19 protein-coding genes are annotated in these 22,670 nt (G+C 53.6%); 5 read left to right on the top strand and 14 right to left on the bottom strand.

The window, feature by feature from the left end; genetic code table 11:
• Window position 1: 1 nt before the first annotated feature.
• Window positions 2–781 (bottom strand): tRNA uridine 5-oxyacetic acid(34) methyltransferase CmoM, encoded by a 780-nt coding sequence (gene cmoM / locus B3511_RS06515; protein WP_040076319.1) that lies wholly within the window; start codon window positions 779–781, stop codon window positions 2–4.
• A 124-nt stretch (window positions 782–905) separates the two neighbouring features.
• Here cmoM and elyC point away from each other — a divergent pair, with 124 nt between their 5' ends.
• Window positions 906–1,685, top strand: a complete 780-nt coding sequence (elyC, locus tag B3511_RS06510; protein ID WP_286777793.1) for an envelope biogenesis factor ElyC — start codon at window positions 906–908, stop codon at window positions 1,683–1,685.
• On the opposite strand, the gene B3511_RS06505 is transcribed toward elyC, so the two are convergent.
• The 13 genes from B3511_RS06505 to B3511_RS06445 all read right to left on the bottom strand — a co-directional run bounded on the left by B3511_RS06505 (window position 1,662) and on the right by B3511_RS06445 (window position 16,578).
• Window positions 1,662–2,555 (bottom strand): YcbJ family phosphotransferase, encoded by an 894-nt coding sequence (locus B3511_RS06505; protein WP_286777792.1) that lies wholly within the window; start codon window positions 2,553–2,555, stop codon window positions 1,662–1,664. The two genes, elyC and B3511_RS06505, sit on opposite strands and share 24 nt — an antisense overlap.
• Before the next feature lie 137 nt (window positions 2,556–2,692).
• A complete protein-coding gene (gene kdsB, locus B3511_RS06500) occupies window positions 2,693–3,439 on the bottom strand; it encodes a 3-deoxy-manno-octulosonate cytidylyltransferase (protein ID WP_040076322.1) in 747 nt (248 codons plus the stop codon).
• Window positions 3,436–3,618: a protein YcaR gene (gene ycaR / locus B3511_RS06495; protein WP_040076323.1), complete on the bottom strand. Its 183-nt coding sequence runs from the start codon at window positions 3,616–3,618 to the stop codon at window positions 3,436–3,438. The genes kdsB and ycaR overlap by 4 nt, the downstream gene beginning before the upstream one ends.
• A 45-nt stretch (window positions 3,619–3,663) precedes the next feature.
• Entirely contained in the window at window positions 3,664–4,893 is a 1,230-nt protein-coding gene (locus tag B3511_RS06490) for a winged helix-turn-helix domain-containing protein (protein WP_286777791.1), read from the bottom strand.
• A 15-nt stretch (window positions 4,894–4,908) separates the two neighbouring features.
• The gene (lpxK, locus tag B3511_RS06485) at window positions 4,909–5,913 is read right to left on the bottom strand and encodes a tetraacyldisaccharide 4'-kinase (protein ID WP_286777790.1); all 1,005 of its coding nucleotides are present in this window, start codon (window positions 5,911–5,913) and stop codon (window positions 4,909–4,911) included.
• Window positions 5,910–7,658, bottom strand: coding sequence for a lipid A ABC transporter ATP-binding protein/permease MsbA (gene msbA / locus B3511_RS06480; RefSeq protein WP_040076326.1), 1,749 nt, complete (start codon window positions 7,656–7,658; stop codon window positions 5,910–5,912). Before msbA ends, lpxK begins: the two co-directional genes overlap by 4 nt.
• 36 nt (window positions 7,659–7,694) lie before the next feature.
• On the bottom strand, window positions 7,695–9,959 hold the full coding sequence (locus tag B3511_RS06475) for a ComEC family protein (protein ID WP_286777789.1): 2,265 nt from the start codon (window positions 9,957–9,959) through the stop codon (window positions 7,695–7,697).
• Between the two features lie 213 nt (window positions 9,960–10,172).
• A complete protein-coding gene (gene ihfB, locus B3511_RS06470; protein WP_040076328.1) occupies window positions 10,173–10,460 on the bottom strand; it encodes an integration host factor subunit beta in 288 nt (95 codons plus the stop codon).
• A gap of 168 nt (window positions 10,461–10,628) precedes the next feature.
• Window positions 10,629–12,302, bottom strand: a complete 1,674-nt coding sequence (rpsA, locus tag B3511_RS06465) for a 30S ribosomal protein S1 (protein WP_006174462.1) — start codon at window positions 12,300–12,302, stop codon at window positions 10,629–10,631.
• Between the two features lie 111 nt (window positions 12,303–12,413).
• Window positions 12,414–13,097, bottom strand: coding sequence for a (d)CMP kinase (gene cmk / locus B3511_RS06460; RefSeq protein ID WP_040076329.1), 684 nt, complete (start codon window positions 13,095–13,097; stop codon window positions 12,414–12,416).
• A gap of 185 nt (window positions 13,098–13,282) precedes the next feature.
• The gene (gene aroA / locus B3511_RS06455; RefSeq protein WP_286777788.1) at window positions 13,283–14,566 is read right to left on the bottom strand and encodes a 3-phosphoshikimate 1-carboxyvinyltransferase; all 1,284 of its coding nucleotides are present in this window, start codon (window positions 14,564–14,566) and stop codon (window positions 13,283–13,285) included.
• A 68-nt stretch (window positions 14,567–14,634) separates the two neighbouring features.
• A complete protein-coding gene (gene serC, locus B3511_RS06450; protein ID WP_040076331.1) occupies window positions 14,635–15,723 on the bottom strand; it encodes a 3-phosphoserine/phosphohydroxythreonine transaminase in 1,089 nt (362 codons plus the stop codon).
• Window positions 15,724–15,885: 162 nt separating this feature from the next.
• Window positions 15,886–16,578, bottom strand: coding sequence for a DUF421 domain-containing protein (locus B3511_RS06445; RefSeq protein ID WP_286777787.1), 693 nt, complete (start codon window positions 16,576–16,578; stop codon window positions 15,886–15,888).
• 206 nt (window positions 16,579–16,784) lie between these two features.
• Between B3511_RS06445 and B3511_RS06440 the strand changes: the two genes are divergently transcribed.
• The 4 genes from B3511_RS06440 (at window position 16,785) to pflB (ending at window position 22,476) form a co-directional block, all read left to right on the top strand.
• On the top strand, window positions 16,785–17,012 hold the full coding sequence (locus tag B3511_RS06440) for a hypothetical protein (RefSeq protein WP_207293363.1): 228 nt from the start codon (window positions 16,785–16,787) through the stop codon (window positions 17,010–17,012).
• A 107-nt stretch (window positions 17,013–17,119) separates the two neighbouring features.
• The gene (ycaO, locus tag B3511_RS06435) at window positions 17,120–18,880 is read left to right on the top strand and encodes a 30S ribosomal protein S12 methylthiotransferase accessory factor YcaO (protein ID WP_046887188.1); all 1,761 of its coding nucleotides are present in this window, start codon (window positions 17,120–17,122) and stop codon (window positions 18,878–18,880) included.
• A gap of 405 nt (window positions 18,881–19,285) precedes the next feature.
• The gene (focA, locus tag B3511_RS06430) at window positions 19,286–20,143 is read left to right on the top strand and encodes a formate transporter FocA (RefSeq protein ID WP_046887189.1); all 858 of its coding nucleotides are present in this window, start codon (window positions 19,286–19,288) and stop codon (window positions 20,141–20,143) included.
• Between the two features lie 50 nt (window positions 20,144–20,193).
• A complete protein-coding gene (gene pflB / locus B3511_RS06425; RefSeq protein ID WP_046887190.1) occupies window positions 20,194–22,476 on the top strand; it encodes a formate C-acetyltransferase in 2,283 nt (760 codons plus the stop codon).
• Window positions 22,477–22,670: the final 194 nt, after the last annotated feature.

Here is a 22,670-nt window from a genome sequence, read left to right as displayed (position 1 = left end):
ATTATCCTTGCATCTGCGGCTTGCGCGCGGTGACGTGAATATAGCGGCCAAGGCTTAAGTAAGGCTCCTGGCGACAATACCGCGTTTCAATTTCTGTTAAGGCGTCTAAACAGTCATGCTGTTTTTGTTTATCACGCAGATAATCATGAAACACCCTCACGCCTGTTTTACCGGTGATCTCCCAGCCAATCTCCTCCAGCCAGCCATAGACCTGCTGCGGTTCACGGGGGAAATCCGGCGAAAGCGTGCGCCGTTTCTTTTTGTACATACCCTGCTGCACATAGCCGAAATTGCCCACCAGTACGTTACGCATCAGCAGGCCATTGGCGTTGTAAAACATCAGCGATAACGTACCGCCAGGCGACAACATCGACCACAGCGTTTTTAACACCGCCTGCGGCTCGGCCACCCATTCCAGCACAGCATGGAACAATATCAGATCAACCTGCGTTTCCAAATGCTGCGGGATGTCCTGAGCGGCGCAATGTATAAAATGCATGTTCTCGCTCACACCTTTCTCTTCTGCGGCCCGTTGTGCACGCGCAACCATTTCAGAAGAGAGATCGCAAAGTGTGACGTGGTGACCACGCTGCGCCATCAAAATGGCAGTCTGCCCCTCCCCGCCACCGGCATCGAGTACACGCAACGTACGGTCACCCGCTTCGGCAAGAATGTTGTCCAGATCCTGCCAGAGGATCGTCTGACGTAACTGCCCTTTCGTGGTGCCGTAAATATTGCGCGAAAACTTTTCCGCGATGTCATCAAAATTGCGATCCCGCATTGGGAGAGTTCCACTCGCTAACTGCAAAACCGCTATTTTGTCACACCCGCGCGGAGAATGAACCTCTCTGGTGTAATATCACCGGTATTAGCCTGCTATATGGTTAAAAAAGGAACCAAAAAGGATGCTTTTTACACTGAAGAAATACCTTGGCGGCATGATGTTGCCGCTGCCGCTGCTGCTGCTGATTATCGCGCTGGGTCTGGCGTTGCTGTGGTTCAGCCGGTTTCAGAAAGCGGGAAAAATTTTGACCACCGTCGGTTGGCTGGCCTTATTGCTGCTAAGCCTGCAGCCGGTTGCCGATGGGCTCTTGCGACCCATAGAGGAGCGCTATCCTACCTGGCAGAATACACAGAAAGTGGCCTACATTGTGGTATTGGGGGGCGGCTATACCTGGGATCCCCAGTGGGCACCCAGCTCTAACCTGATTAACAATAGCCTGCCGCGGCTTAACGAAGGTATTCGCCTGTGGCGGGCGAACCCCGGCTCGAAGTTGATTTTCACCGGCGCGGCAGCGAAGACGAACCCGGTAAGCACGGCCGAAGCGGGTGCACGCGTAGCAGAATCACTGGGAGTACCGCGAAGCGAGATCATCACGCTCGATAGCCCGAAAGATACCGAAGAAGAGGCGGCAGCGGTCAAGAAGGCGATTGGCGATGCGCCCTTCTTGCTGGTGACCTCCGCCTCTCATCTGCCACGTGCGATGATTTTCTTCAGGCATGTGGGGCTGCATCCGCTACCTGCGCCGGCAAACCAGTTAGCGATCAACGCCCCGCTCAACCCCTGGGAGAAGGTCATCCCCTCTCCAGTCTGGTTAATGCACAGCGATCGCGTAGGGTATGAGACGCTGGGCAGAATCTGGCAATGGCTGAAGGGTGCTTCAGACGAGCCAGGGGAGCAGTGATTTAGAGGCCAGATCGAAGTTGGCACGGCTGAAACGGCCGGTATTCACCAGCTGTGCCACTTCATCCCACAACATATAAAGCCAGCGACGCCAGAGGAAGGATTCGGACACGGGCGCGCGCTGTAGGTAGTGCCAGAGCAATCCTTCTGCCAGGCCGCTGTCGCTCAGACGAAACAGCTCGTACTCGCGCGGTGCCCAAAGCATAACCCCCGGCCCCACCATCGCCAGCAGCTGATCGCTACGCGGATCTTTAAGCATACTACGCAGCGTAAAGTTGCCGTGAATCAGAACGCTGTTGTCGTTGAAACCTTCGAAAAGTGCGGGCAGACACTGCCGGGTACGAAACAGGATCCGTCTGTCCTGCATCGTTAATCCGGTGTTCTGATACTGATTCAGTGTTCCCCAAAGGACTTCAACGCGCTGGCGATACCAGAGCGGCCAGAGGTTTTCCTGAGTGCTGTCGACCGGGCCGACCAGCCCAGCACTGTCGTGTCGATGCCAGGAGAGTAGCGCCTCGACGATCTGATCTTTTAGTTGTTCCCAGCGATCCGGGGTGCGCGCCGGGGCTTCAACAGAGACCCCGCGCAGACGTTCAATCAGCAATACATCCGGGCCGGGATGATCCTCGTGGGTCATGACACCGTAAACCGTGGGCATGCGCACCGTACCGCTGCGCGCCAGCATGGAGATCTTCCACGCCAGCTGCCGGGCAACGTCCGGGGAGGAGAAACTTCTGGCCAGTAGCGGCAGTGGATTACCCTGGCTGTCATACAGAGACCAGAGCGTGGTATCGGCCTTTTCGTGGACACACTCCACGCGGCTCAATTTTTCTCCCAGCAGATGGCTGAGCTCCACTCGCAGCTGTTCCATTTGAGATTACCCCCATCAAGACTACTGCTTTTATAATGAGCGCGCGGACGACGGATGTCACCCTTCTGAGATCAATCCGGGAAAAGATTTCATCAAATGAAGCGAAAAAATCCCCTCGAAGGAGGGGATGGGCGGGATTAGCGTAACTCTGCGCGAACGCGCTCAAGATCTTCCTGGGTATCGACCCCTGTCCCAGGCACCTGTTCGGCCACGGCGACATGGATCTTCTCGCCGTACCAGAGCACGCGCAGCTGCTCAAGCAGTTCGATCTGCTCCAGCGGACTCGGAGCCCAGGTCACATAGCGGCGGATAAATCCGGCGCGGTAGCCGTAGATCCCCAGATGACGGAGAAAAGTATCGCCCACGGTTTCGCGCGAAGCGGCAAAACGGTCGCGATCCCATGGAATGGTCGCGCGGGAGAAGTAGAGCGCGTAGCCTTCGGCATCCATCACCACTTTTACGGCGTTAGGGTTAAATGCCTCTTCCGCACTGTGAATGGGCACCGCCAGCGTGGCCATTCCAACCTGACGCTGCGCCAGATTTTCCGCGACCTGACGGATAATCACCGCCGGGATCATGGGCTCATCGCCCTGGACGTTAACAATGACCGTGTCGTCGCTAAAACCGCACTTCTCAACCACCTCGGCCAGACGTTCGGTACCGGACTGGTGATCGGCACGGGTCATGCACACTTCGCCCCCGGCGGCTTCCACCGCACGAGCCACCTCTTCATGGTCGGTTGCCACGATCACACGCTCGGCACCCGATTCCCGCGCACGCTCAAGGACATGCACAATCATGGGTTTGCCATTGATATCGACCAGCGGTTTACCCGGCAGACGGGTGGAGGCAAAACGCGCAGGAATGATGACCACAAAACTCATGGTTTGCTCTCTTCTGCCGCCAGCGCGCGGGCTTCGGTTTCCAGCAGGACAGGGATCCCGTCACGCAGAGGGAACGCCAGGCTATCCACTTTACAGATAAGTTCCTGCTTATCCTGGCTGTAATAAAGTTTGCCGTTGCACACCGGGCAGGCAATGATTTCAAGTAAACGGTGATCCATGATTCCTCCGTATAGGTTATGGCTAAAGCTTACCATATTCCTTTTTCAGACCGCGTCTATTTCCCAGCCACTTCGACAGGTAGCAAACAGACCGTGCGGCAGTTGACCCAGCCGAACGCGCGTTGCGCCCTGCCAGGCAGCAAATTCAGTTATTGCGGCGCGCAACCCCTTCTCCAGCCCGGCGGTGACTCGCGTCCCCTCTTCCAGATAGAGAGAAATAATCTCAAGCTCGCCAGCTTTACGGTGCATTTTGGCATCCATTCGCCCCACCAGTTGCCCTTTATGCAGCAAGGGCAGGACAAAATAGCCATACTGGCGTTTGGGAGCCGGGGTATAACACTCCAGCCGATAGCTAAAATCAAAAAACTGTTCGGCGCGTTTGCGGTCCCATACCACCGGGTCAAAGGGGGATAAAACCGCACTGTGGGTTGCTGTCAGTTTTCCTGCCAGCGCGAGTTCCAGTTCAGGTAGCAGATCGCTGTGCAACCACATTGCGCCTAACGACTCTACCTCCACGGGAATGATCCGCTGTTGCGCCTGCCACTCCTGCATAAGGGGCGCAAGGGCTGGCTGGCGCAGCCGATAATAATCGGCCAGCCATTGCGGGCGAAAAATGCCCAGACTGCGGGCGCTGTTTTCCAGCATGATAGCTTCAGCCGCGCTCTGAGAGAGCATATCCCGCTCATCGTCCCAGTGCGGCATCACCCGGTGGGTCAAATCGTAGACCCGCTGGAAATTCCGCCGCGCGATCACCATCACTTCCCCGGCGGTAAAGAGTCCTTCGAGATGGCGTTTATGGGGCTTCCACTCCCACCAGCCGCTAGCACCTTTACGCGGATGTTCAAAGTCAGCGGAACGGACCGGGCCGTTTTGCTGGATATGCTCTGTCAGCGCTTTAATTTCCTCGGCGTGTTGTTCCATCCACTCTTTGCGGTATTTCCAGCCCATCTTGTCCGGGGCGCGCATGCGATGGCGCACCAGGGCAAAATCACTGCGCGGCAGAAAGCAGGCCTCATGGGCCCAGTACTCCATCAGTTCGCCGTTACTGAGGGCGTTATCAAGCCACTCAGGCGAATACGCACCAAGACGACTGAAGAGCACAAGGTAAGGGCTGCGGGCGACAATATTGATGGTATCGATTTGCAGCAACGACATGCGTTGAATGGCAAAAAGGATGTCCGTAGGCGTTGCGCGGCGGCGAGGCTTTTTTAGCAGCCCCTGGGCAGAAAGATGAAGATGACGTGCAGCTGAAAGCGTAAGCCAGGGGAGAGCCATAGCGTGTCCTGTCAGTTAATGCGCGGTGGCGACCTCATTAGCCTGGCGCGCGAGGGCGATCAGTTCCAGAAGCAGTTTTTCAGGGCGCTCGCCCTCTAACTCTGCATCGACAGGCAAATACCACCAGTTATCACGCGCAAAGGGGCGACATTTTACAGCGTCTTTTTCGGTCATGATTAATGTCTGGCCCGAAGTGGTCATCGCCGCAACCTGCTGCTGGCTCACTGCCTGATGGTCAGCCAGCGGGATTTTTTTTACCAGCGTGGCGCCGCACTGCTCCAGGGTGGCGAAGAAGCGCGGCGGATGGCCAATGCCCGCCATCGCAACCAGGCCCGGGAGTTCAGCCACGTTACGACGTTCACCGCTGAGCAGATTAACTGCCAGCCCCGGCTGCAGCCGCATCGGGATCTCACCCGCCTGGGCCGCGCCGCCATTGACGATGATCGCATCGACGGAATCTAAACGGGAAGCCCGCTCGCGCATCGGCCCGGCAGGCAACCACCAGCCATTCCCAAAACGACGGACACCGTCCACGACCACTATCTCTTTATCACGCGCCAGCGCGTAGTGCTGCAGACCGTCATCGGTAATGACCAGCTGTACCGGAGCATGTTCCAGCAGCGCCTGTACGGCTTCGCTACGTACCGGGGACACCGCCACCGGCACTCCGGTACGCTGGAAGATTAATACCGGTTCATCGCCAGCTTCTGCTGTCGTTGTCTGCGCATTAAGCACCAGAGGATAGCTAGCCGCTTTGCCGCCATAACCCCGTGAGACAACGCCCACGCGAATCCCCTGACGCGTTAACTGCTCTACCAGCCAGATAACAACCGGCGTTTTGCCGTTGCCACCGGCGGTAAGATTTCCAACGACCACCACGGGCACGGGAGCACGCCATGCTTTTTTCAGGCCCAGCCTGTAGCTGAGGCGTATGAGACCGCTCACCAGGCCATACAGCCAGGAGAGCGGTAACAGCAACAGCCACAGGGGTGACTCACCGGACCAGATGCGGGCAATCATGCGCCAAACTGCATCTTATGAAGCTGAGCATAGACACCGCGTTGTTCAAGCAGATCGGCATGGCTGCCGCGCTCAACAATGACGCCATCTTCCACCACCACAATCTCATCGGCCTGTTCGATGGTAGAGAGACGGTGCGCAATCACCAGCGAGGTACGGTTTTTCTGCAGCTCATCCAGTGCCGACTGAATGGCACGCTCTGACTCGGTATCGAGCGCAGAGGTGGCTTCGTCGAGAATCAGTATCGGGCTATCACGCAGCAGCGCGCGGGCAATCGCGATACGTTGACGCTGACCGCCGGAGAGCAGCACGCCGTTTTCACCAATAACGGTATCAAGACCGTTATCCATCTTATTGATAAAGTCCATCGCATAGGCCATACGGGCAGCGTTTTCGATCTGCTCGCGGCTGTACTCTTCTGTACGGGCATAGGCGATGTTATTGGCAACGGTATCATTGAACAGGTGGACGTTCTGAGAAACCAGCGCAACCTGGTTACGCAGCGACTGCAGGGTATATTCCCGCAAATCGTGCCCATCGAGTAAAATCTCACCCTCATCGATATCGTAAAAACGGGTCATCAGACTAGCGATGGTCGATTTACCCGAACCAGACCGGCCAACCAGTGCCACGGTTTTACCTTCCGGGATATCCAGATTGATATTACGCAGCGCAGGCGCTTCACGGCCGGGGTAAGTAAAGGTGACGTTGCGGAACTGGACATTGCCTTTTGCACGCTCAATCACGCGCGTCCCTTCGTCTTTCTCCTGCTCTGAATCGAGGATACTGAACAGCGTCTGGCAGGCTGCCATACCGCGCTGGAACTGCGCGTTGACGTTAGTCAGCGATTTGAGCGGGCGCATCAGGGCAATCATTGACGAGAAGACAACGGTAATCGTACCGGCCGTCAGGGTTTCCATCACGCTTGGGAAGCTCGCGGCATACAGCACAAACGCCAGGGCAAGGGAGGCAATCAGCTGAATGATTGGATCGGAGATGGATGAAGCGGAAACCATTTTCATCCCCTGGGTACGCATTTTGTTGCTGACCTTATCGAAGCGTTTGGTTTCAACTTCCTGACCGCCGAAGATCAGCACCTCTTTGTGGCCTTTCAGCATCTGCTCTGCGCTGGTGGTCACTTGTCCCATGGTGTTCTGCATATTTTTACTGATATTGCGGAAACGTTTGGAGACGACGCGAATGGCGATAGAGACAACCGGGGCGAGTACGATGAGTATCAGCGACAGCTGCCAGCTGTAGTAAAACATCATGATGAACAGGCCGATAATCGACGCGCCTTCACGCACCACGGTAATCAGCGCGCCCGAAGAGGAAGAGGCAACTTGTTCGGAGTCGTAGGTAATGCGCGACAACAGCGTCCCGGTGGACTGCTTGTCGAAGAAGGAGACCGGCATGCCCATCATGTGGCTGAACAGACGGCGGCGCATCGTCATTACCACTTTTCCTGACACCCAGGAGATGCAGTAGCTAGAGACATAGCTGGTGATACCACGCATGACCATCAGGCCGATAACCACCAAAGGCATCCACAGCAGCACAGAGCGATCCGTTTTACCAAAACCCTCGTCCAACAGTGGCTTGAGAAGCGATAGCATGAAAGTATCGCTGGCAGCGTTGAGAATTAACGCGACGGCTGCCACGATCAGACCAGGCTTGAAAGGTGCAATCATCGGCCAGAGACGGCGGAAGGTCTGCCACGTGGAGAGATCTTTATCGTTATGCATTCATAAAACCAGCATTTGTTGAAATAGCCGCATATTCTACCCGTTATCGCCGGGCACGCCAAACCACTGATGATACCAACGATGGAAATATTGATATCGTAAACGTTGGATTTGCCACGCATGCGGTGTAAACGTCACCGTGATTTGCCCGCTCTGGGGCGTAGTGACCCACTGATAACCCTCCTTACGATAGCGATTTGCCACTTTCACCGACGGCAAGCGCCAGGCGTTAAATCGTGAAGCAGAGACCAGTGCGATATGCCCATTAACGCGCTGTATCAAAGGCAGCGTTGAGGAGGTATTGCTCCCGTGGTGAGGCACCTGGATAAGTGTAGACGGAAGATATTGCCAGTGGTGACTCAGCATCGCCTTTTCCGCCTCAGCTTCAATATCGCCTGTTAATAATACGCTGTGTACCCCGTCATCCACTTTCACCACGCAGGAGCGATTATTTCCGCGCCAGCGAACGGCATCGACAGGCCAGTGTGCGGTAAAGGTCAGCCCCTGCCATTGCCAGCGTTCACCGCGAAAACAGGGCATATGGTCTTCCTGACGCAGCGGACTACGAACCCACATATCTGGCCAGGTTTTGCGCAAGGTGTTCAGGCCTCCGGCGTGATCCAGATGATCGTGACTGAGAATAACGCCGTCAGGATATAAATGATGCCAGCGTAGCCAGGGAATAATGTGCAGTTGAGCGCTGTCTCCCCCCGGCCACGCTGGGCCTGTGTCATAAAGCACCGCCCTGCCCTGACGTTCAATGACCATAGCCAGTCCCTGTCCAACATCCAACATATGCAGTGCCCAGCTGTTATCGTGCCTGGCTCGCCAAAACGGGAACGTGAACACAATGATGACCACCAGACCGAGTACCGGCGAGCTCTTCCAGACGCGCATCCGCCAGCCGATAAGCGCAAGCCAGGGAAGGAGTGCCAGCCCAGTCCACCGATTGTCTACCCCAATCCAGCCATTGGGCAGAATTTTCAAAAACCTGAACAGCAGATCAAGTACGGCATCAGTGACCATCCACAGCCCATTTTCAACCATGCTCAGGGCCACAAGATGGCAAAACATTCCCAGCAAAATGAGCGGTACCGCGACAAAAGTGACCAGCGGTACGGCAACCAGGTTCGCCGCCAGCGAAGAAAGGCTGAAACCATGAAACAACGCAACCTGCAGGGGCAGTAGTAAAAACAGCATTCCCAACTGTAGATGCAGCAAGTTCGCAATGGACTGCACTCCCCGGGGTAACCTCCTATTCGTCACGGGCAACCACTGAAACCAGAAGATAAGCGCCGCTACCGCAAAGGCGGAAAGCAGCAGGCTATGAGAGAGCACAGCCAGCGGATCGACAAACAGGATCGCGGCTATGCAAACCCGCCATACCTGCCATGATGACCAGCGTCGCCCGCTGAGTTGTAAGGCGAGGCAAACCGCCAGCGATACCACGGTACGCAGCGCAGGAGGCTGCATACCGGTCAGCCCCGCGTAAAATGTAGCAAAGCAAAAACCGGCAACTAGCGGGCTTCGCCAGCCTATTCGATGTACAGGGATAAAAAACTGGAAAGCACGCACCAAAAGCCAGAGAGCTGATGCGGCCAGCGCAATATGTAATCCAGAAATCGCCATCAGATGGGATGTACCGGTTTCCCGCATCAGGTCATTTACTTCTGGCTTGACCGTCAGCCGCTCCCCCATCCCTAATCCCAGCATGACGGCTCCCCATTGATATGGCTCCAGCGTCGCACTCAGAGAGGCGAGATAGCGGGCACGCAGACTGCAGCGGGCATCCAGCAGCTGGGCGTGCGTGAAACGCCCGGTCAACGGTAAATGTTGTGACAGGGCATGGCGCTGCGCGTCAAAACCCCCTTCATTGAGCTGTCCATGCACTGGACGCAAGGCGAGCGTCATGCGCCAGCGCTGCCCTGCACACCCGGCCTGGGGAAGCGCCTGACCATAGAGCTTCACCCCGACGGCAGGTGAGAGGCGTTGACCATTGATGCGGATAATTTTCGCCCGGTGCGTAGTGTCACCATCGCTGGCGGTAAGAATGACCTCGGCCTCCTGCCGGCCTTTGGTCAGGTGGGTCATCGGCCAGACTATCGCCTGCCCGGCAAGCAGCCCCCAGGCCATAAAGAGAAGCCAGAAGCCGGTCAACCGCACAGGCCGATAGCGACACCAGGCACCGATGGCCCCTGCGAAGGCGATAGCCTGAATAACATGTAAATCTGGCAACGCAGGCAGCCATAGCAATGGCACGATCGCCAGGATGACGCATGTTGATAGTGCAGTCAGACTCATTTCCACCTCCCTGTTAGCAGGGAGTGTGCCCGGTCATTCAGTCCTGGTCATATGGCTTAAGATGAATAAGGAAGCGCGTACGAAAAGTTTTCAAGATGATTGCAAGGTTGCACTAAAAATTGCGCGGTTCTTTCAGGAAGAGGAATTTAAGACGAAAAAAAAGCACCCGCAGGTGCTTTTCTTCAACAACTCATTCACGCCAGCAGGGCAGAATCAGTCGCCATAAATATTGGCGCGATCGCGCAATTCTTTACCCGGCTTGAAGTGCGGAACGTATTTACCTTCCAGCTCTACTTTATCGCCAGTCTTCGGGTTACGCCCGGTGCGTGGTGCACGATAGTGCAGTGAAAAACTTCCGAAACCGCGGATTTCAATGCGCTCGCCCTGTGCCAGAGTCGAGGCCATATGCTCAAGCATCTCTTTCACTGCATCTTCGACAGCTTTTGCAGGGATGTGTGATTGCTGGCTGGCAAGTCTTTCGATCAATTCTGACTTGGTCATGATTCCTCCGGTTCCTTCAAACCTATTAGCTGAACAGCTTATTAAACAAGGGCGGCCGTAGCCGCCCTTTGTTATTGATTACAGGACGAATCCTGCAATCTGTCAAGTAGACTCGTTATCCTTAGAGCCGTAACTGCGTTATAGCTCAAAGGAATCGGATTACTTGAATTACTCGCCTTTAGCTGCTTTGAAAGCTTCAGCCATTGCGTTGTTAGAGAAGTTTGCATCTTCCTGTTTGTTAACAGTTGCGATTGCATCTTTCTCATCAGCTTCGTCTTTAGCACGAACAGACAGGCTGATTGCACGGTTCTTACGGTCAACACCGGTGAACTTAGCTTCAACGTCATCGCCAACGCTCAGAACCAGAGTTGCATCTTCAACGCGGTCACGGGAAGCTTCGGAAGCGCGCAGGTAACCTTCAACGCCGTCAGCCAGTTCTACGGTTGCGCCTTTAGCGTCAACTGCAGTTACTTTACCGTTTACGATTGCGCCTTTCTTGTTCAGTGCAACCCAGTTGTTGAACGGATCTTCTGCCAGCTGCTTAACGCCCAGGGAGATACGCTCACGTTCTGCGTCAACCTGCAGAACAACTGCAGCGATTTCGTCGCCTTTCTTGAATTCACGTACTGCTTCTTCGCCTGCAACGTTCCAGGAGATGTCAGACAGGTGAACCAGGCCATCGATGCCGCCGTCCAGGCCGATGAAGATACCGAAGTCAGTGATAGACTTGATTTTACCTTCAACACGGTCGCCCTTGTTATGGGTTTCCGCGAACTGCTGCCATGGGTTGTTTTTGCACTGCTTCAGGCCCAGGGAGATACGACGACGTTCTTCGTCGATATCCAGAACCATCACTTCCACTACATCACCAACGTTAACAACTTTGGATGGGTGGATGTTTTTGTTGGTCCAGTCCATTTCGGAAACGTGCACCAGGCCTTCAACGCCTTCTTCGATTTCAACGAAGCAGCCGTAGTCGGTCAGGTTGGTAACGCGACCAGTCAGTTTAGTACCTTCTGGGTAACGCTTAGCGATAGCTACCCATGGATCTTCGCCCAGCTGTTTCAGGCCGAGGGATACACGAGTACGCTCGCGGTCGAACTTCAGCACTTTAACAGTGATTTCGTCGCCCACGTTCACGATTTCGCTTGGGTGCTTAACGCGTTTCCACGCCATGTCGGTGATGTGCAGCAGGCCATCAACGCCGCCCAGGTCAACGAATGCGCCGTAGTCAGTGAGGTTCTTAACGATACCTTTGACTTCCATGCCTTCCTGCAGGTTTTCCAGCAGCTGATCGCGTTCTGCGCTGTTTTCGGATTCGATAACGGCACGACGGGATACAACAACGTTGTTACGCTTCTGGTCCAGCTTGATTACTTTGAACTCAAGCTCTTTGCCTTCGAGGTGCAGGGTGTCACGGACTGGACGAACGTCTACCAGTGAACCTGGCAGGAACGCACGAATACCATTCAGCTCAACAGTGAAGCCACCTTTAACTTTGCCGTTGATAACACCGACCACAGTTTCAGCTTCTTCGTAAGCTTTTTCCAGGGTGATCCATGCTTCGTGACGTTTAGCTTTCTCACGAGACAGCAGGGTTTCGCCGAAGCCGTCTTCTACTGCGTCCAGTGCAACGTCAACTTCGTCACCGACCTGGATTTCCAGCTCGCCCTGGGCGTTTTTGAACTGCTCAGCCGGGATGGCGGACTCAGATTTCAGACCGGCGTCAACCAGTACTACGTCTTTGTCGATAGCAACAACAACACCGCGAACGATGGAACCCGGACGGGTTTCGATTGTTTTTAAGGATTCTTCAAATAGTTGAGCAAAAGATTCAGTCATGTTTAATCTTCAGGTTAATATTAACGTCCACCTGGCTCCGTGCCGGATGGGGTTGTTTCACATACCCGCCGTCAATCCATTGCAGCGGGGGTACTACTAAATCGGTCGCGATTACGCGAGAGCCAATTTCTGGCGCGCATATTGTAGCGCTTTTTCAATCACTTGCTCAATAGTTAAACTGGTAGAGTCCAGCACTAACGCATCTTCTGCAGGAACAAGTGGCGCGACGGCGCGGTTACGATCGCGGTCATCACGTTCTTTTATCTCGGATAAAAGGCGATCAAAGTTAACACTAAACCCCTTCTCCTGCAACTGAAGCATGCGGCGTTGCGCTCGCTCTTCCGATGAGGCATCAAGGAAAATTTTCACAGGCGCATCAGGGAAAACCACGGTTCCCATGTCGCGACCGTCGGCGATCAAACCGGGTGTTTCACGGAATGCACGCTGGCGTCGTAACAAGGCTTCACGTACGCGCGGGAAGGCGGCAACCTGCGAAGCCGCATTGGCCACTTCCTGGGTGCGGATTTCACCGCTCACGTCTTCACCTTCGAGAATGACTTCAAGGTTGCCGTCGGTCGAGACAAAACGAACATCCAGATGCGCAGCCAGCGGGACCAACGCCTCTTCAGAGGCGACATCCACATGGTGGTGCAGCGCAGCCAAAGCCAGTACGCGATAGATTGCTCCCGAATCTAAAAGATGCCATTGCAATGCTTCCGCCATAGCTTTGCACAGCGTACCTTTCCCTGCGCCACTTGGCCCATCAATGGTGATTACCGGGGCAACTGCCGTCATCGTTTTCTCCTTAAATAAGGCATACCGTTCATATAAACGCCGCGCATTATACGCGTCATCTTGCGCAACTGTTACCTTTGCGTGCAAATAACGAAATTAATGAAGCAGAGTGTAGAAGAAATGCGCGGGAGTGTGGGTCAGGAAACGTAAGGAAATGCCGCATCCGATGATGCGGCAAAGGATGATTACGCCAGCGTACTGATGCGCGCCAGCTGTTCGAAGTAGTCCGGGAAGGTTTTCGCGGTACATTTCGGATCGAGAATGGTCACCGGGGTATCCGAGAGCGCCACCAGCGAGAAACACATCGCCATGCGGTGATCGTTATAGGTGCCGATTTCAGCCACCTGCAGTTGTGCCGGCGGTGTAACGCGGATGTAGTCTTCGCCCTCTTCTACCTCTGCGCCCACTTTGCGCAGCTCGGTTGCCATTGCAAACAGACGGTCGGTCTCTTTCACACGCCAGTTATAGATGTTACGCAGCGTGGTGGTCCCTTTTGCGAAAAGCGCTGCCGTCGCAATGGTCATCGCCGCATCCGGGATATGGTTCATGTCCATGTCGATGGCGTTGAGTTCGCCACGCGTACAGGAGATGAAGTCCTCCCCCCAGGTCACCGTGGCGCCCATCTTCTCCAGAACGTCTGCAAAGCGGATATCGCCTTGCACACTATTACGGCCGATGCCGGTTACTTTAACGGTGCCGCCCTTAATCGCCCCCGCGGCCAGGAAATAGGAGGCGGAAGAGGCGTCGCCTTCAACAAGATAGTGGCCCGGAGATTGATACTGCTGTGCACCGCGCACTACGAAGCGCTGATAAGCGTGGTTTTCCACCTCGATGCCGAAAGTTTGCATCAGATGCAGCGTGATATCGATATAGGGCTTAGAGACCAGATCGCCTTTGATGGTAATCACGGTGTCCTGTGGTGCCAGCGGCGCGGTCATCAGCAGCGCGGTTAAGAACTGGCTGGAAACGCTGCCATCTACCTCAACATGACCGCCGGTGAAGCCTCCGCGCAGGCGCAGTGGTGGATAGTTTTCCTGTTCCAGATAGTCAATTCTCGCGCCGCCCTGACGCAGGGCATCCACCAGATGACCAATCGGACGCTCTTTCATGCGCGGTTCGCCCGTCAGCACAATATTGCTGTTACCCAGACACAGGGCTGCGGCCAGGGGGCGCATAGCGGTGCCGGCGTTACCCAGGAACAACTCGAGCTCTTCGGCAGCGCGCAGCGCCCCACCGTTACCAGTAACTTCACAACGGGTTCGATCGTCAGAGAGCGTGTAGTGAACGCCCAACGCTTGTAACGCATTGAGCATATGACGTACGTCATCGCTATCCAGCAGGTTGGTCAGGACTGTCGTGCCATTTGCCAGCGCAGCCAGCAATAGGGCGCGGTTCGAAACACTCTTTGAACCCGGCAGATTGATGGTGCCGTCTACTCGCGCGATTGGTTGTAACGTCAGGGATTCCATGAAACTTAACTCTCAACTCAACTTAATAAAAACCCCGCAGCGATGCTGCGGGGGTGAAAACAGCGCGATTAACCGTGACGACGTTCGAAGTCGATCATGAAATCGGTCAGGGCCTTCACGCCTTCCAGCGGCATCGCGTTATAAATAGAGGCGCGCATTCCGCCGACGACGCGGTGGCCTTTCAACGCATGCAGACCCGCAGCGAAGGACTCCTCCAGGAACACTTTATCCAGATTGCTATCCGCCAACTGGAACGGGACGTTCATGCGGGAGCGGTTGGCTTTAGCCACATCGTTGCGGTAAAAGTCGCTCTTATCGATGGTGCCATAAAGCAGTTCAGCTTTCTGCTGATTGATTTTATCCATCTGCGCCACACCGCCATTTTGCTTCAGCCACTTGAAGACCAGGCCGGAAAGATACCAGGCAAAGGTTGGCGGGGTGTTGAACATAGAGTCGTTATCGTTCAACACGGTGTAGTCCAGAATGGATGGGCAAGCTGTATGGGCTTTACCCAACAGATCCTCACGTACGATGACGATTGTCAAACCCGCCGGGCCGATGTTCTTCTGCGCGCCAGCGTAGATAACACCGAAGCGGCTGATATCGAGCGGCGCGGAAAGGATAGTGGAGGAGAAATCGGCGGCAACGACAACATCTTTACCGAAGTCCGGGGTCTCATCAATGGCAATACCGTCGATGGTTTCATTCGGGCAGTAGTGCAGATACGCGGCGTTATCAGAAAGCTGCCATTCGCGCATTGGCTTCACAGCGCGCAGTCCGTCGACGGTGACTTTGGCGTCGATAACGTTCGGCGTACAGTATTTGTGCGCTTCTTTTACTGCGCTTGCCGCCCAGTAGCCCGCATCCACGTAATCTGCCGTGGTTTTGTCACCGAGAATATTCAGCGGAACGCCAGCAAATTGACCGCGTCCCCCGCCGTGGCAGAACAATACTTTGTAGTTCGAGGGAATGTTCAGCAGATCGCGAAAATCCTTTTCTGCCTCTTCCGCCACCTGGATAAACTCTTTACCACGGTGGCTAATCTCCATCACCGACGTACCGAGACCCTGCCAGTCAACCAGCTCTTGCTGAGCTTGCTTAAGTACCTCTGCCGGTAACATTGCCGGACCTGAACTGAAATTAAAGACCTGAGCCATTTCCCCTCACCACGCTTAAAGCAATAAGTTATAACTGTGGATATCGGTTTTATCATTCAGTGACACGCGCCGCAATGTCTAAAACTTATGACCCTGGAAATGTGGCGCAGGTCACACAATACAATCTACCACCGCCCTGTCACAAAACCGACAAATTGGCTGTCAGGCGAGCCGTTTGGCCCGACTAACCTTCGTCCATTCTGGATTGGTACAGCGTGGGCATAACATATGATCGCCTGCCTGCATGGACACGACATGGCTACACTTTATGCAGGCATACTGCCCGCTCTCAGGTACGGTCTTAAAACGGTCAATCAGCATATCCGGCAAGATACACAGCCCGGGCCTGACCTCGTCATCGGGGTAGTAATAGACGCTGATCTGCCCATTGGTTTCCATAATAGCCAGTCGGACCTGGCCCAGTTGTTCAACGCTGTTGAGACGTAGCTCCATAAAGAACTCAAACTCCGTCATATTCGCGCTTTGCACTTTTTCCCAGGCCAGTTGCCCCTCTTCAATGATAACGACCGGCTTCCCTTCGAACAGGTCTTCCAGCTTTTCACTTTTAGACATCAGCCACATCACCAGTCGGTAGAGCAAGGCAAGTGACACAAAAACAATAAACACGGGCACCATCGGCACGTCGTCATAAAACGCGACGTCTCCGGCCGCGGAGCCCAGGGTTAAAATAATTAACACTTCGAAAAGCGACATCTGACGCACGCCGCGTCGACCGGTTATTTTGAGAAATAGAAACACCAAAACAAAGGTATAGAGGCTACGCAGCGCAACTTCACCTAAAAATTCAGGAGGGACTTTATCGAATGCCATCCGTTGGAGATCGAACGCTTTCATTTTTGTTGTTCCTTTACAGTAAGTTACTCCCTGTAAGCATAGCTCAGGTTCCGCTTTCCGCCGCCTGACTGCGCTGCTCAGGGGCTAAATCAAATCTGATTTCTTCTGATTTCAGACGTTGCTCCCAATCGCGGGATTTACTCCCGGTATTCCTGTTCCCTAAAATCTTTCGTCTGGAAATCAAAACTCATTGAAAAGGATTTTTTATGCGTGAATTAACCTGTGACGAAATCTGCGTCGTCAGTGGTGGCTTTGGGCTGCTATCTTTACCGGCCGGCCTTGGTCTGGGGGCGTTTATTCCCACTATTGTGCTTGGCGCTATCGCCGGGCCCTTTACGCTGGGCATTGGCTTCGCCGTTATGGCGGCCGGAATTGTTGGGACCAGTCTGTCGGGTGCCGCAATGATCGTGAGTATCTGCGCCCCTATTCTTTAATCTTCCAGGGTATGTGGTCACCCCATGCCCTGACACTCTCCCGTTAATAGCCATCCTTCCTTAAAAGCCGTATTATTGCGCATCCTGCCATCAACAACTGACTAATCATGACCCAAACCTTTATCCCCGGCAAAGACGCCGCTCTGGAAGATTCCATCGCACGCTTCCAGCAAAAACTGACCGATCTGGGCTTTAATATTGAAGAAGCGTCCTGGCTGAACCCTGTACCTCACGTCTGGTCCGTGCATATTCGCGATAAAGACTGTGCCTTGTGCTTTACTAACGGTAAAGGCGCCACGAAAAAAGCGGCCCTGGCTTCTGCGCTGGGTGAGTACTTTGAGCGTCTCTCCACCAACTATTTCTTTGCGGATTTCTGGCTGGGCGACACCATTGCCAACGGCCCGTTTGTGCATTATCCGAACGAGAAGTGGTTCCCGCTGACCGAAGATGACGAGCTGCCGGAAGGTATTCTGGACGATCGTCTGCGCGCGTTTTACGATCTGGACAACGAACTGACCGCCAGCATGCTGGTGGATCTGCAATCCGGCAATGATGAGCGTGGGATTTGTGCCCTGCCGTTTACCCGTCAGTCCGACGAACAGACCGTCTATATTCCAATGAATATCGTTGGCAACCTGTATGTCTCTAACGGTATGTCCGCCGGTAACACCCGCAACGAAGCGCGTGTGCAGGGTCTGTCTGAAGTGTTTGAGCGTCATATCAAAAACCGCATTATCGCCGAATCAATCAGCCTGCCGGAGATCCCGAGCGAGGTTCTTGCGCGTTACCCGGGCGTGGTGGAATCCATTGCTAAACTGGAAGCCGAAGGTTTCCCTATTTTCGCGTATGACGGCTCGCTGGGCGGTAAATACCCGGTTATCTGTGTGGTACTGTTTAACCCGGCCAACGGGACCTGCTTTGCCTCCTTTGGCGCGCACCCAGACTTCGGCGTAGCGCTTGAGCGTACGGTTACCGAGTTGCTGCAGGGCCGCGGTCTGAAAGATCTCGACGTCTTTACGCCACCCACCTTTGACGACGAAGAAGTCGCTGAACACGCTAACCTTGAAACCCACTTTATCGATTCCAGCGGTCTGATCTCCTGGGATATGTTCAAGCAGGATGCAGATTACCCGTTCGTGGACTGGAGCTTCTCCGGCACCACCGAAGAGGAATTCGCCACGCTGATGGCTATCTTCCGTGAAGAAGATCAGGAAGTGTATATCGCCGATTACGAACATCTGGGTGTCTATGCTTGCCGTATTCTTGCGCCGGGCATGTCTGATATCTATCCGGTTGAAGATCTGTGGTTGGCCAATAACACCATGGGCACGCATCTGCGCGAAACCCTGCTCTCCCTCCCGGAAAGCCGTTGGGAAAAAGAAGATTATCTCAACCTCATCACCCAACTCGATGACGAAGGTAATGACGATTTTACTCGCGTACGTGAATTGCTGGGGCTGGCAACCGGTAAAGACAACGGCTGGTACACCCTGCGCATCGGTGAGCTAAAGGCAATGCTGGCCCTGGCGGGCGGCGATCTGGAGCAGGCTCTGACCTGGGTTGAATGGACCATTGAGTTCAACGGCTCTATTTTCTCGGCTGAGCGTGCGAACTACTACCGTTGCCTGCAGACCTTGCTGCTGCTCTCTCAGGAAGAAGAGCGTGAGCCGCTGCAGTATCTGCACGCCTTCGTTCGTATGTATGGCGCAGACGCCGTTGAGGCTGCCAGTGCAGCCCTGAGTGGTGAGGCACCGTTCTACGGCCTGCAGGCAGTGGACAGCGATTTGAAAGCCTTCCCGGCGCATCAGTCGCTGTTAAAAGCCTACGAGAAACTGCAGAAAGCCAAAAGCGCTTACTGGGCAAAATAACCGCAAATAGCATTATAGAGAGTAGGCGTATTCCGTCGCCTACGTTATATTACGGGGCAATTTAATTGCCCCGTTTTTTATTTATAAGGCAATCAAGTTTAATTGTAATAATAAAGTTAAATAACGGTAACTATAATAATAGCGGCCTGGATATTGTTGTAACTTTTTATAGTAAATACTCCATTATAATTAACTGTTATGGAGGACGGCGAAAGAAAAAAATCAAATCATTTTATAACTTTTAAAATTTATTTTTATACGGATAATCAAATACTTACTCCGCTTTTGCTGTAAAACCATGCAGAGTGCGGGCCTATAAGCCAGGCGAGATATGATCTATATCAATTTCTCTTCTATAATGCTTTGTTAGTATCTCGTCGCCGACTTAATAAAGAGAGAGTTAGTGTGAAAGCTGACAACCCTTTTGATCTTTTACTCCCAGCTGCCATGGCGAAAGTTGCCGAAGAAGCGGGTGTCTATAAAGCAACGAAACAGCCGATGACCACGTTTTTCCTGGCGATTACTGCCGGTGTGTTCATCTCCATAGCCTTCGTTTTCTACATCACTGCTACCACCGGCACCGCCGCTATGCCCTTTGGTATCGCGAAACTGATTGGCGGCATTTGCTTCTCGCTGGGTCTGATTCTTTGCGTCATTTGCGGCGCCGACCTCTTTACCTCCACGGTATTGATCGTTGTCGCCAAAGCGAGCGGTAAGATTACCTGGGGGCAGTTAGCGAAAAACTGGGTCAACGTTTACATCGGCAACCTGATTGGCTGCCTGCTGTTTGTACTGTTGATGTGGTTGTCGGGTGAATATATGACAGCCAACGGCGGATGGGGGCTAAATGTCCTGCAGACCGCTGACCACAAAATGCACCATACATTTATTGAAGCCGTGGCGCTGGGTATCCTTGCAAACCTGATGGTCTGCCTGGCGGTCTGGATGAGCTACTCCGGCCGTAGCCTGATGGACAAAGCCATGATTATGGTTCTGCCTGTCGCCATGTTTGTCGCCAGCGGCTTTGAGCACAGTATTGCAAACATGTTTATGATCCCGATGGGCATCGTCATCCGTAATTTTGCAAGCCCGGAGTTCTGGACCGCTATCGGTTCTTCCCCGGAAAGTTTCTCTCACCTGACTATTATGAATTTCATCACAGATAACCTGATCCCTGTCACTATCGGGAACATTATCGGTGGGGGTCTGCTGGTCGGGTTGACATACTGGGTCATTTACCTGCGTGGCGATAATCATCATTGATGATGTCTCAGGCAGTAAATAAAAAATCCACTTAAGAAGGTAGGTGTTACATGTCCGAGCTTAATGAAAAGTTAGCCACAGCCTGGGAAGGTTTTGCGAAAGGTGACTGGCAGAATGAAGTCAACGTCCGTGACTTTATTCAGAAAAACTACACCCCGTATGAAGGTGACGAATCCTTCCTGGCTGGCGCAACTGATGCGACCACCAAGCTGTGGGACAGCGTAATGGAAGGCGTTAAACTGGAAAACCGCACTCACGCGCCAGTTGATTTTGACACCTCCGTTGCTTCCACCATCACTTCTCACGATGCTGGCTACATCAACAAAGCCCTTGAGAAAATCGTTGGTCTGCAAACTGAAGCCCCACTGAAACGTGCGATTATCCCGTTCGGTGGTATCAAAATGGTTGAAGGTTCCTGCAAAGCGTATAACCGCGAGCTGGACCCAATGTTGAAAAAAATCTTCACCGAATACCGCAAAACCCACAACCAGGGTGTATTCGATGTTTACACCAAAGATATTCTGAACTGCCGTAAATCTGGCGTTCTGACTGGTCTGCCAGATGCGTATGGCCGTGGCCGTATCATCGGTGATTACCGTCGCGTTGCGCTGTACGGTATCGACTTCCTGCTGAAAGACAAATACTCCCAGTTCCTATCCCTGCAGTCTGATCTGGAAAACGGCGTAAACCTGGAAGCGACTATCCGTCTGCGTGAAGAGATTGCTGAACAGCATCGTGCGCTGGGTCAGATTAAAGAGATGGCAGCGAAATACGGCTGCGATATCTCTGGTCCTGCAACTAACGCTCAGGAAGCTATCCAGTGGACCTACTTCGGCTACCTGGCCGCCGTTAAGTCTCAGAACGGTGCCGCCATGTCCTTCGGTCGCGTATCCACCTTCCTGGATGCGTACATTGAACGTGACCTGAAAGCGGGCAAAATCACCGAACAAGACGCTCAGGAAATGATTGACCACCTGGTCATGAAACTTCGTATGGTTCGCTTCCTGCGTACCCCTGAGTACGACGAACTGTTCTCTGGTGACCCAATTTGGGCAACCGAATCTATCGGCGGTATGGGCGTTGACGGTCGTACGCTGGTAACCAAAAACAGCTTCCGCTTCCTGAACACCCTGTACACCATGGGTCCTTCTCCGGAGCCAAACATTACCGTTCTGTGGTCTGAAAAACTGCCACTGAACTTCAAGAAATTCGCCGCTAAAGTGTCCATCGATACCTCTTCTCTGCAGTACGAGAACGATGACCTGATGCGCCCTGACTTCAACAACGATGACTACGCTATCGCTTGCTGCGTAAGCCCAATGGTTGTTGGTAAGCAAATGCAGTTCTTCGGTGCGCGTGCAAACCTGGCGAAAACCATGCTGTACGCAATCAACGGCGGCGTTGATGAAAAACTGAAAATGCAGGTAGGTCCTAAGTCTGAGCCAATCAAAGGCGACGTGCTGAACTATGACGAAGTCATGGACCGCATGGATCACTTCATGGACTGGCTGGCTAAGCAGTATGTGACTGCACTGAACGTTATCCACTACATGCACGACAAGTACAGCTACGAAGCCTCTCTGATGGCGCTGCACGACCGTGACGTTGTTCGCACCATGGCATGTGGTATCGCAGGTCTGTCCGTTGCGGCTGACTCCCTGTCTGCTATCAAATATGCGAAAGTTAAACCAATTCGTGACGAAGACGGTCTGGCTATCGACTTCGAAATCGAAGGCGAATACCCGCAGTTTGGTAACAACGACGCACGCGTTGATGACATGGCGGTGGACCTGGTAGAACGTTTCATGAAGAAAATTCAGAAACTCACTACTTACCGTAACGCTATCCCGACCCAGTCTGTTCTGACCATCACTTCTAACGTTGTGTATGGTAAGAAAACTGGTAACACCCCAGATGGTCGTCGTGCTGGCGCGCCATTCGGCCCAGGTGCTAACCCAATGCACGGTCGCGACCAGAAAGGTGCCGTTGCCTCTCTGACCTCCGTTGCTAAACTGCCGTTTGCCTACGCGAAAGATGGTATCTCTTACACCTTCTCCATCGTGCCAAACGCGCTGGGTAAAGACGACGAAGTACGTAAGACCAACCTGGCAGGCCTGATGGATGGTTACTTCCACCACGAAGCGTCCATCGAAGGTGGTCAGCACCTGAACGTGAACGTCATGAACCGTGAAATGCTGCTCGATGCGATGGAACATCCTGAGAAATATCCTCAGTTGACCATCCGTGTATCTGGCTACGCAGTACGTTTCAACTCGCTGACTAAAGAACAGCAGAAAGACGTCATTACCCGTACTTTCACTCAATCCATGTAACGGGAATTGACTGAAATCACGCGGTAAAGCGCGTACAATAAAGGCTCCACGCAAGTGGGGCCTTTTTAACACCTCCCCGCAACAGTCTCTTTTGCCCGCTATCTATACTTGATGGATAACAGCCAAAATAGACTCGACACAGTCAGCACGAGCTGTGCACATAACCGGCCCCGGACGGGCCGAAGCTGGAGATA

The organism is Leclercia sp. UBA1284 (assembly GCF_002308415.1).
GTDB lineage: Bacteria > Pseudomonadota > Gammaproteobacteria > Enterobacterales > Enterobacteriaceae > Enterobacter > Enterobacter pneumoniae.
Note: the sequence above shows the minus strand (reverse complement) of the source record. Positions and strands in the feature narration are given on the sequence as shown.

Bases quoted from the DNA above. Each gene is read 5' to 3' on its own strand.
- serC (WP_040076331.1), bottom strand. From the start codon at position 15,723: ATGGCTCAGGTCTTTAATTTCAGTTCAGGTCCGGCAATGTTACCGGCA.
- B3511_RS06475 (WP_286777789.1), bottom strand. From the start codon at position 9,959: ATGAGTCTGACTGCACTATCAACATGCGTCATCCTGGCGATCGTGCCA.
- kdsB (WP_040076322.1), bottom strand. From the start codon at position 3,439: ATGAGTTTTGTGGTCATCATTCCTGCGCGTTTTGCCTCCACCCGTCTG.
- ihfB (WP_040076328.1), bottom strand. From the start codon at position 10,460: ATGACCAAGTCAGAATTGATCGAAAGACTTGCCAGCCAGCAATCACAC.
- B3511_RS06445 (WP_286777787.1), bottom strand. From the start codon at position 16,578: ATGAAAGCGTTCGATCTCCAACGGATGGCATTCGATAAAGTCCCTCCT.
- cmoM (WP_040076319.1), bottom strand. From the start codon at position 781: ATGCGGGATCGCAATTTTGATGACATCGCGGAAAAGTTTTCGCGCAAT.
- B3511_RS06440 (WP_207293363.1), top strand. From the start codon at position 16,785: ATGCGTGAATTAACCTGTGACGAAATCTGCGTCGTCAGTGGTGGCTTT.
- B3511_RS06490 (WP_286777791.1), bottom strand. From the start codon at position 4,893: ATGGCTCTCCCCTGGCTTACGCTTTCAGCTGCACGTCATCTTCATCTT.
- B3511_RS06505 (WP_286777792.1), bottom strand. From the start codon at position 2,555: ATGGAACAGCTGCGAGTGGAGCTCAGCCATCTGCTGGGAGAAAAATTG.
- cmk (WP_040076329.1), bottom strand. From the start codon at position 13,097: ATGACGGCAGTTGCCCCGGTAATCACCATTGATGGGCCAAGTGGCGCA.
- pflB (WP_046887190.1), top strand. From the start codon at position 20,194: ATGTCCGAGCTTAATGAAAAGTTAGCCACAGCCTGGGAAGGTTTTGCG.
- elyC (WP_286777793.1), top strand. From the start codon at position 906: ATGCTTTTTACACTGAAGAAATACCTTGGCGGCATGATGTTGCCGCTG.
- lpxK (WP_286777790.1), bottom strand. From the start codon at position 5,913: ATGATTGCCCGCATCTGGTCCGGTGAGTCACCCCTGTGGCTGTTGCTG.
- ycaO (WP_046887188.1), top strand. From the start codon at position 17,120: ATGACCCAAACCTTTATCCCCGGCAAAGACGCCGCTCTGGAAGATTCC.
- ycaR (WP_040076323.1), bottom strand. From the start codon at position 3,618: ATGGATCACCGTTTACTTGAAATCATTGCCTGCCCGGTGTGCAACGGC.
- aroA (WP_286777788.1), bottom strand. From the start codon at position 14,566: ATGGAATCCCTGACGTTACAACCAATCGCGCGAGTAGACGGCACCATC.
- msbA (WP_040076326.1), bottom strand. From the start codon at position 7,658: ATGCATAACGATAAAGATCTCTCCACGTGGCAGACCTTCCGCCGTCTC.
- rpsA (WP_006174462.1), bottom strand. From the start codon at position 12,302: ATGACTGAATCTTTTGCTCAACTATTTGAAGAATCCTTAAAAACAATC.